General features: G+C 68.6%; 8 protein-coding genes and 2 pseudogenes. 6 read left to right on the forward strand and 4 right to left on the reverse strand.

Annotated elements, in window-relative coordinates:
• The 6 genes and pseudogenes from WA805_RS06555 to WA805_RS06580 all read left to right on the forward strand — a co-directional run.
• Nucleotides 1-203, forward strand: a pseudogene (locus WA805_RS06555) (cellulose synthase); the annotation flags it as partial.
• Nucleotides 204-665: 462 nt separating this feature from the next.
• Nucleotides 666-1,583 (forward strand): ABC transporter permease, encoded by a 918-nt coding sequence (locus WA805_RS06560; protein ID WP_425241886.1) that lies wholly within the window; start codon nt 666-668, stop codon nt 1,581-1,583.
• 40 nt (nt 1,584-1,623) lie between these two features.
• Nucleotides 1,624-3,402, forward strand: coding sequence for an ABC transporter substrate-binding protein (locus WA805_RS06565; RefSeq protein WP_422280280.1), 1,779 nt, complete (start codon nt 1,624-1,626; stop codon nt 3,400-3,402).
• A gap of 113 nt (nt 3,403-3,515) precedes the next feature.
• Complete coding sequence (locus WA805_RS06570; RefSeq protein ID WP_422324917.1) at nt 3,516-4,523, forward strand: ABC transporter permease; 1,008 nt, start codon at nt 3,516-3,518, stop codon at nt 4,521-4,523.
• 2 nt (nt 4,524-4,525) lie between these two features.
• Nucleotides 4,526-5,650 (forward strand): ABC transporter ATP-binding protein, encoded by a 1,125-nt coding sequence (locus WA805_RS06575; RefSeq protein WP_425241887.1) that lies wholly within the window; start codon nt 4,526-4,528, stop codon nt 5,648-5,650.
• Entirely contained in the window at nt 5,647-6,687 is a 1,041-nt protein-coding gene (locus WA805_RS06580) for an ABC transporter ATP-binding protein (protein ID WP_422285910.1), read from the forward strand. Before WA805_RS06575 ends, WA805_RS06580 begins: the two co-directional genes overlap by 4 nt.
• 12 nt (nt 6,688-6,699) lie before the next feature.
• On the opposite strand, the gene WA805_RS06585 is transcribed toward WA805_RS06580, so the two are convergent.
• The 4 genes and pseudogenes from WA805_RS06585 to WA805_RS06600 all read right to left on the reverse strand — a co-directional run.
• Complete coding sequence (locus tag WA805_RS06585; RefSeq protein ID WP_422273687.1) at nt 6,700-7,479, reverse strand: ABC transporter permease; 780 nt, start codon at nt 7,477-7,479, stop codon at nt 6,700-6,702.
• A gap of 7 nt (nt 7,480-7,486) precedes the next feature.
• The gene (locus WA805_RS06590; protein WP_422273691.1) at nt 7,487-8,521 is read right to left on the reverse strand and encodes an ATP-binding cassette domain-containing protein; all 1,035 of its coding nucleotides are present in this window, start codon (nt 8,519-8,521) and stop codon (nt 7,487-7,489) included.
• A 23-nt stretch (nt 8,522-8,544) separates the two neighbouring features.
• Complete coding sequence (locus WA805_RS06595) at nt 8,545-9,150, reverse strand: PadR family transcriptional regulator (RefSeq protein ID WP_422273685.1); 606 nt, start codon at nt 9,148-9,150, stop codon at nt 8,545-8,547.
• A gap of 335 nt (nt 9,151-9,485) precedes the next feature.
• Nucleotides 9,486-9,995 (reverse strand): annotated as a pseudogene (locus tag WA805_RS06600) (glycosyl transferase); the annotation flags it as partial.

The raw sequence follows: 9,995 nt of genomic DNA on the forward strand, positions 1-9,995 counted from the left end.
GGGCCGAGGCGGGGCAGTCCACAGCGGGCGGGGGTCCTGGCAGCCTGGAAGCGGGCGACGCCACGCGGACCCTGCCGGCCAGCCGGCTGCCTGAGCCCGTGTCGGCGTCAGCCAAGAAGCCAGCGAAGGCCGGCAAGACGGCCGCGCCGGCCGACGACGACATGAAGGACATCGAGGACATCCTCCGCAAGCGAGGCATCTGACTTCGGGTCACCAGTCGCCCGGGACTTCGTTGAGGTGGCCGTCCCTTAACCGTGCTCCTTAACCGTGCCCCTTAGCTGTACCGCCGCTCCGGTCCCACAAGTCACATCAGTCACACTGGTCTCTTGTAACACGTTCGTTGCACACCACTTCTTGGATGTGTCGAAGGTGACGGATAGATCCGATTTATGTCACGATCGGGCCACGATGCCCACCCCGGTCTGGTATCCATGGCCAGAATGCGGAACCTTGTCTCTAGCGCCGAAAGATCTACGCGAAAACGCAGGTCGTTCCGCATGTTGTCAGGATTACCAGCCGGTAGTCTTGGCGGCTCAGGCAAGAAGCTCCGGTAAGCAGCGTCAGCAGATGGGCAGGTAGAGCAGCACGTGGCCGTTTCGCTTGAACCCGTACCGGGTCACAGCGGACCATCGGCAGCGGGCGAAGCCGGAGTCACGTCTGCGGGCGTGCCCATCGAGGGCAGGTCGCTGGGCCAGATCGCCTGGCGGCGGCTGCGCAAGGACCGGGTCGCGATGGCGGGCGGGGTCGTCATCATCCTCCTCATCCTGGTCGCGCTCGTCGGCCCGCACCTGGTGCAGAACCCCAACGCCTACAACTCGAACCTGATCAACCCGACGTTCAGCCGTCCCTACGGCCCGTGGGGCGGCATCAGCCTGGCGCACCCCCTCGGCGTCGAGCCGGTGACCGGCCGGGACATGCTCGCCAGGATCGTGGTCGGCGCGCAGTACTCGCTGCTGATCGGCTTCCTCGCGACGGTCCTCGCCGTGGTCATCGGGGTGTTCTTCGGCATCATCGCCGGGTACTTCGGCGGCTGGATCGACGCGGTGATCGCCCGCGCCATGGACGTGTTCCTCGCGTTCCCGCTGCTGGTGTTCGCGATCGCCCTCATCGGCGTGATCCCGAACACCGCGTTTGGACTGTCCGGAAACCAGCTGCGCGTAAGCCTGCTCGTATTCGTCATCGGGTTTTTCGCCTGGCCTTATATGGGGCGAATTATCCGCGGCCAGGTGCTATCCCTGCGGGAACGGGAATTCGTGGACGCGGCGCGCAGCATCGGCGCGCGCGGCCCGTACATTCTCTTCCGCGAGCTGCTGCCCAACCTGGTGGCGCCGATCCTGGTGTACTCGACCCTGCTGATCCCGACAAACATCCTGTTCGAAGCGGCTCTCGACTACCTCGGCGTCGGGCTCATCCCGCCGACGCCGAGCTGGGGCCAGATGCTTTCCAACGCGGTATCCAATGGTTTCTATTACATAGATCCCATGTACATGATAATTCCGGGCCTGGCCATCTTCATTACGGTCCTGGCCTTCAACCTATTCGGCGACGGTCTGCGCGACGCGCTTGACCCGCGTGGGCACTGATTCCGGAGCCGATTATTTCGTGAAAGGAGACGTGCCGCATATGAGAAGACGAAGCAGGCTCGCGTTCGCCGCATGCGCGGTCGCGGCGGGGCTGACCCTCGCGGCGTGCTCAAGCGGCGGGGGGACGAGTTCGACCGGCAGCTCGAGCGGCGGGAGCTCGGCGTCCGGCAGCAACGCGGCCTTCAACGCCGGGGTCACCAAAGTAGTGAACCCCTCGACGAAGAAGGGTGGCACGCTGACCTTCGCGCTGAGCAGCACCCCCGACTCGTTCGACCCGGGCAACACGTACTACGCCTGGACGTTCGACATGACCAGGCTGTGGGCGACCCCGCTGGTCACCTACAAGTCCTGCCCCGGCGCCTGCGGCAACACGCTGGTGCCCGGCATCGCGACCAGCCTCGGCACGGTCAGCGACAACGGCCTGGTGTGGACCTACCATCTCAAGCCGGGCCTGAAGTTCGAGGACGGCACGCCGGTCACCTCGGCTGACGTCAAGTACGCGGTCGAGCGCACCTACGACAGGTCCGTGCTGGCCAACGGCCCGACCTATTTCTCCGTGCTGCTGGCGAACCCGAAGTACCCCGGCCCGTACAAGGACAAGACGGGGAACCAGACGTCGATCACGACGCCGGACGCGTCCACGATCCAGTTCCACCTGCAGTCGCCGTTCCCGGACTTCAACTACGTGGCGTCGCTGCCGCAGACGGCTCCGGTGCCGCAGTCCAAGGACACCGGGTCCAACTACCAGCTGCACCCGCTGTCCACCGGGCCTTACATGTTCCAGAGCTACCAGGTGAACAAGCAGGCCACCCTGGTGCCGAACCCGAACTGGACACCGAATGAGGACCCGCAGGTCAGCCAGCTGGCCAGCAAGGTCGTCATCAACCTGAACGTGAACGCGGCGGACCTCGACAACCGGCTGCTGGCCGGGGACGTCGACATCGACGCGCAGGGCATCGGCGTGCAGGCCGCGACGCGGGCGAAGATCCTGTCCAACCCGTCGCTGGAGAAGGACGCCGACGCCTCGCCCGGCAACCGCGAATGGTTCACCTACATCAACACCAAGGTGGCGCCGCTGAACAACGTAGCGTGCCGCCAGGCGGTTGAGTACGCGGCGAACAAGACCGACCTGCAGACCGCCTGGGGCGGCCCGTACGCCGGCGGCCAGATCGCCACGACGCTGCTGCTGCCGGGGATGGGCGGGTACACCTCCTTCGACCAGTACAACGCGAAGACGGACCCGACAGGGGACCTGACCGCGGCGAAGGCGGCGCTGGCTAAGTGCGGCCACCCGACCGGCTTCACGGTGGGCGCGTCGTACCGCAGCGACCGGCCGGCCGAGGTCGCGGCCGTGCAGGCCCTGCAGGCGGCGCTGGCCCGGGTGGGCATCCAGCTCCAGCTGCACGGCTACCCGTCAGGCACCTACTACACCGACTTCGCCGGCGCGCCGAACTACGTGCACCAGCACAACCTCGGCGTCCTCATGGGCGGCTGGTCGCCTGACTGGCCGGACGGCTACGGCATGATGGACGAGCTCATCAACGGGAACACCATCGCTCCCTCGGGCAACACCAACATTGGCGAGCTGAACGACCCGACGATCAACGGCCTGTTCGCGCAGGCGGCGAACCCGTCGATCACCGACGCGCAGCGGAACGCCATCTACGGCGAGATCGACAAGGATGCCATGGCTCAGGCCGTGATCCTGCCGAACGTCTACGCCACCAACCTGCTGTACCGGAACCCGGCGGTGACCAACGTGTACACCATGACGCCGTTCGGGATGTACAACTACGGCGTCATGGGCGTCAGCAGCTAGCCGCGACGGCTTGCGAGACACTGCCTGACGTCAAGAGTTAGGAGGGAGCGGCGCCCGGCCCTGGTCATCCGCGAGAACGCGGTGGCCGGGCCGGGCGCCCGCCCACGTAGGTCATGATCACGTTCATCATCCGCCGCCTGATCACGACGGTCTTCCTGCTGGTCGTGGTCAGCATCATCACGTTCGGGATCTTCTTCCTGATCCCGCGGCTCGCGGGGCAGAACTCCTACGAGCTCGCGGCGCAGTACGTCGGCCGCAACCCCACGCGGTCGGCGATCTTGCAGATGGAGGCCAAGCTCAACCTGAACGCGCCGCTGGTCGTGCAGTACTGGCACTTCCTGTGGGGCATCGTGGCCGGCACGCACTACAACTCGGGCCCGAGCGTGACGTACTGCGCGCCGCCGTGCTTCGGTTACTCGTTCCGCAGCCAGCAGCCGGTGTGGCCGCAGATGGTGGCTGCGCTGCCGGTGACGCTGTCGCTGGCCATCGGGGCGGCGGTCCTGTGGCTGATCGGCGGCGTGTCGGTAGGCGTGCTGTCCGCGCTGCGCCGGGGCACCCTGTTCGACCGGTTCTCGATGGGCGTGGCGCTGGCCGGCGTGTCGCTGCCGATCTTCTTCACCGGGCTGATCTCGCTCGAGCTGTTCAGCTACAAGTGGCCCATCTTCCCGAACGTGACGTACGTCCCGATCCTCACTAACCCGGCGCTGTGGGCGCGGAACCTCGTGCTGCCGTGGGTCACCCTCGCGTTCCTTTACGCGGCCTTGTACGCGCGGCTGACCAGGGCCGGCATGCTGGAGACAATGAGCGAGGACTTCATCCGCACCGCCCGCGCGAAGGGACTGCGGGAACGGAACGTGGTCGTGCGGCACGGGCTGCGGGCGGCCCTGACGCCGATCCTGACCATTTTCGGCATGGACCTCGGGCTGCTGCTTGGCGGCGCGATCCTCACCGAGACCACGTTCTCGCTGCCCGGCCTCGGCCAGTTCACCCTCCTCGCCATCCAGAACCAGGACTTTCCCGAGATCATGGGCGTGGTGCTGCTCGCCGCGTTCTTCATCGTGATAGCGAACATGCTGGTGGACATCTTGTACGCGGTGATCGACCCGAGGGTGAGGGTGTAGTTATGGCCATGCTTGAGGTCCGCGACCTGCACGTGCAGTTCCGGACCGACGACGGCCTGGTCAAGGCGGTGGACGGGCTCTCGTTCGATCTGGAGCGGGGCCGGACGCTCGGCATCGTCGGCGAGTCCGGCTCCGGCAAGAGCGTGACGAGCCTGGCCATCATGGGCCTGCACCGCAGCAGCGACAAGGGCAGCGGCACCGAGGTCACCGGCCAGATCAGGCTCGACGACGAGGACCTGGTCAGCGCGAGTGCGGAACGGGTGCGCCAGCTGCGCGGCAGCAAGATGGCGATGATCTTCCAGGACCCGCTGTCCGCGCTGCACCCGTACTACTCGGTCGGCGCCCAGATCAGCGAGGCGTACCGGGTGCACAACAAGGTGTCCAAGCAGGTCGCGCGCAAGCGGGCCATCGACCTGCTCGGCCGGGTGGGCATCCCGCAGCCGACGGTCCGGGTGGACGACTACCCGCACCAGTTCTCCGGCGGCATGCGGCAGCGCGCGATGATCGCGATGGCGCTGTCCTGCGACCCTGAGCTGCTGATCGCGGACGAGCCGACCACCGCCCTCGACGTCACCGTACAGGCCCAGATCCTCGACCTGATCGTGGACCTGCAGGCCGAGTTCGGCTCGGCGGTCATCATCATCACCCACGACCTCGGCGTGGTGGCGGAGGTCGCCGACGACGTCCTGGTCATGTACGCGGGGCGGGTGGCGGAGCACGGCAGCGGCGGCGACGTGTTCCTCGAGCCAGGGCACCCCTACACCTGGGGCCTGCTCGGCTCGATGCCGCGGCTCGACGTGGCGCGGCTGGAGCGGCTGCGCCCGATCCGCGGCACGCCGCCCAGCCTGATCCACGTGCCGTCCGGCTGCCCGTTCCACCCGCGCTGCAACTACCCGCCGCAGGTGGGCGGCGACCGGTGCAGCACCGAGATTCCGGTGCTCCTGGAGACCGGCCCAGGGCATCGCGTGGCCTGTCACCTGATGCTGGCCAAGCAGCAGGAACTATGGGCGCAGCTGGCGCCAGGCGCCGCGGCCGAAGAGGCCGAAGAGGCCGAAGAGACCGCCGCCGCCGAGGCCGCCGCCTCCGCCCAGCCCGGTGAGGACGTTACCGAAGTAGAGGCAACATGAGCGACGACCTGCTGACCGTGACCGGGCTGACCCGGTACTTCCCGGTGACGCGGGGCGTGATCTTCCGGCGGACCGTGGCGCAGGTCCGCGCCGTGGACGGGGTCGACTTCTCGCTGCCCGCGGGCCACACCCTCGGCATCGTCGGCGAGTCGGGCTGCGGCAAGACCACCACCGGCCGGATGGTCGCGCGGCTGGACGAGCCGACCAGCGGCAACATCGTCTTCGACGGCACGGACATCACTCACCTGCGGGCAGGCCAGATGCGGCCGCTGCGGCGCGAGATCGGAATGATCTTCCAGGACCCGTACTCCTCGCTCAACCCGCGGCACACCGTGGGCACGATCATCGGCGCGCCGCTGCGGGTGCAGCACGTGCAGACCGAGCAGGGTGTCAAGCGGGCCGTCCAGGAACTGCTGGAGCTGGTCGGGCTGAACCCCGAGCACTACAACCGGTACCCGCACGAGTTCTCCGGCGGGCAGCGGCAGCGCATCGGGGTAGCCCGCACGCTGGCCCTGAGGCCCAAGCTGATCGTGGCCGACGAGCCGGTCTCCGCGCTCGACGTGTCCATCCAGGCGCAGGTCATCAACCTGCTCGACGACCTGCAGGAAGAGCTGGGGCTGAGCTACGTGATCATCGCCCACGACCTGGCGGTGGTCCGGCACATCGCCGATCAGGTCGCCGTCATGTACCTCGGCAAGATCGTAGAGGTCGCCAGCCGCGACGACATCTACGCCAGCCCGCGGCATCCCTACACGGTGGCGCTGCTGTCCGCGGTCCCGGTGCCTGAGCCGGCGGCCGCGCGTACGGGCTCGGCCGCCGGCGAAGCAGCCGGGCCCGGAACGCTCAGCCCCCGCATCCGCCGGGAGCGGATCCGGCTGACCGGGGACGTGCCGAGCCCGCTGAACCCGCCGCCCGGCTGCCGGTTCCACACGAGGTGCTGGAAGGCGCAGGACATCTGCCAGACCACCGAGCCGCCGCTCGACGAGCTCGCCCCCGGCCACCGGGCGGCGTGCCACTTCCCCGAGCCGCCCAGGTAACCGAGGTCTTGGCTACGCGTTCTCCCTGACGAAGACCCGCGACCCCAGCCACATGAGCACGGCCGCCAGCCCGACGGCCACCGCCAGCCCCTCGACCACGATCGTGTCGAAGTAGTGCCCGGCGTACGCCTCGCGCATGGCGTCGATGATGTACCGGAACGGGCTGATGCGCGCTATCCCCTGCAGCCAGCCGGGCCCGAGGTTCAGCGGCAGCATGATCCCTGACAGCAGGACGAGAGGCACGATGATCGAGTTGATCAGCGGCGCGAACGCGTCCTCGCTCTTCAGCGTCAGCGCGACCGCGTAGGACACCGACGCGAGCCCGATCGCGACGAGCACGATGTAAACGAAGCCCATCAGCACCGCGGGCAGCGGCGCCCGCAGCCCGAACGCCAGGCCCGCGACAATCAGCACGATCGACTGGATGATCAGCATGGCGACGTCGCGCAGCACCCGGCCGGCCAGGATCGCCACCCGGCTCACCGGCGTGACCCGGTACCGCTCGATCACCCCCGACCGCCAGTCGGAGATGATCGCGAACCCGACGAACGTCGAGCCGAACAGCGCCAGCTGGATCAGCAGCCCAGGCACGAAGAACCGGTACGCGTCCGCGGTGCCGCTCGTCCCGGAGCCGCCGGACAGCGAGCCCGCGGGCAGGTTCGCCAGCAGCGGCCCGAACAACACCAGGTACAGGATCGGCTGCAGCAGCCCGATCGTCAGGAACGCCGGGTTGCGCAGCACCAGCCGCACCTGCCGCCGGAAGATGAACCACGTGTCATGGATGAACGACATTAGCCCATTACTCCTTGCTTCCGGTGCCCGCGCCCGCGCCCGCGAGCTCCGCCGCCGCGCCGACCGCGTCCCCGCCGCCGGGTGAGTCGTCCCGCAGCGACCGCCCGGTCAGCGTCAGGAACACGTCGTCGAGCGTCGGCCGGGACAGGCTGATCGCGCTCATCGTGATCCCCGCGCCGTCCAGCACTCGCAGCAGCACAGGCAGCGCCTCCTCGCCGTGCTCCACCGTCAGCCGCAGTTCCTCGTCGGCCACGGAGAGCTCGCGGACGATGGGCTGCCTGGCCAGCAGCGCCCGCGCCGCCTCGGTAGCGCCGTTCACCCGCAGCGTCACCACGTCCCCGGACACCTGCCGCTTCAGCTCGTCAGGCGTCCCTGTCGCCGCGATCACCCCGTGGTCGACGATGAACACCCGGTCGCACAGCGCGTCGGCCTCGTCCAGGTAGTGCGTGGTCAGGAATACCGTGGTGCCCAGGTCGGCGCGCAGCGCGCGGATGTGCTCCCACATGTTCGACCTGCTCTGCGGGTCCAGGCCGGTGGTGGGCTCGTCAAGGAAGACGAGCGGCGGCTGGTGCACCAGGCCGAGCGCGATCTCCAGCCGCCGCCGCTGCCCGCCGGACAGCGTCTTGACCAGCCGCTGGTCGAGCCCGGTGAGGTCGAGCTGCTTCACGAGCTGCGCCGCACGGCGCACCGCCTCCGCCCGGTCGATCCTGTAAGCCTCCGCCTGGTCGAGCAGTTCCTCGATGACCAGGCACATGTCGCTGGTGCCGCCCTGGGTCTGCCCGATCGCCTGCGGCACGTACCCGATCCGCTTGCGGACGGCCAGCGGATCGCGCAGCAGGTCCGCCCCGGCGACCATGGCCGTGCCCGAGGTCGGCCGCAGCAGCGTGGTCAGCATCCGCAGCGTGGTGGTCTTGCCCGCGCCGTTCGGGCCGAGGAAGCCCACGATCTCCCCGTCGTCGACGGTGAGATCGACGCCGCGCACCGCCTGCACGGTCCGCTTGCGGCTCTTGAACGTCCGCGTGAGGCCCTTGGCCTCGATGATCGCCATGAATGAGATTCCCCTCGTTAAAAGCCGGGCAGTGCCCCTGTTTCCGACGACCCGCCAGGGGCCGTTTCATCGGTTTCGCCCGATTCGCCCGCCAGCGTGGCGTCGAGCTCGTCGTGCCAGCGGACCTCGGTCTCGATGGTCAGCACGACGCGCCGCATGATCGCCGCCGCCAGCACGTCAATGAAGCCCTTTTCTTGCAGGCGCTTCAGGTCGGACGCGATCTCGGCGCCGCTGATCGCGAGCTTCTCCCGCCGCGCCCTGAGCATCCGCCGCAGCTCCTCGCGGTCCATGCCGTCGGCCGCGAAGGTGAGCGCGACGCCGAGCGGGTCGGGCCCCGACATCAACGGCCGGATCGCCTGCTCCCGCAGCGCCGTGAGCTCGAGGCACCCGTCGCGAGTAATCTCGTACACGGTCCGTTCCGGCCGCTTGCCCACCTTCTCGGTGCGCAGCGCCTCGACGAGCCCCTCGCTCTCCATCGCGCGCAGCTCCCGGTACAGCGCCCCGACGCTGACTCCGCCCCACTCGCCGACGTTGGTCAGCTCGGCCAGCCGCCGGATCTGGTGCCCGTGCTGCGGCCCGTACCTGGCGAGCGTGCCAAGCGCCATCAGCCGCGTCAGATTCATGAGACTAGTATCACGAGACTATTCTCAAGTTGTCAAATGATTCTTGCGGCGCTTCTCCGCTTTGATCATCCCGAACGGGCCCGTGGTGACCGCGACACCACGCTTGACCCCGCGCCTGGGCATCCCTCGCCGTCCCGGCGTGCGGCATCTGATCCCCGGCCGCGCAGTCGTCCCCAGCCCCGCCCGCCCCGCCACCTTACGGCTTTCACCAGCGTAACCATGACCCACCGGTCCGAGCCCGTCGCGGCCGTGTGCCTGGATTGGCGGTGTGGCCCACAGGTGCGAACCTACTGTCGTTGTGGGCCACACCGCCAATGCTCAAGCCTTGCGGCGGCTTACTTCGCCTGGGTCAGGTCGTAGACGGTGGCGCCGCCCACGGTCTGCGCGGTGAAGTGGGCTGCCACCCAGGACGCGATCGCCGACGAGCCGGTGCCGCCGCCGAAGCTGCTGGCACCGCGCCCGACGTAGTAGTGGATCTCGCCCTTGGCGACCATCGCCTGGAACTGGGCTAGCGTCGGCGTCGGGTCGGTGCCGTTGAAGCCGCCGATCGCCATCACGGCGTCGCCGCCGGTCGCCAGCTCGATCGGCGCGGCCTCCTGGGAGCCCTCGGTCGCTGCGATCCACTTGTACTTCGAGGCGTCCTGCTCGAGCAGCTTGATCAGGGCGCTGCTCACCTGCGTGCTGCCGGACAGCCCGCCGCCGAACCCGCCGCCGGCACCGCCGAACCTGCCGGCGCCGCCACCAGGGAACGTGCCCGTCCCGGTCCCGGTGCCGGTCGACCCCGAGCCGGTGCCGCCGCGGAACCTGCCGAACCCGCCGAACCCGCCGGTCCCCGTGCCGTTGCC

This window comes from Trebonia sp. (assembly GCF_049794275.1).
Lineage (GTDB): Bacteria > Actinomycetota > Actinomycetes > Streptosporangiales > Streptosporangiaceae > Trebonia.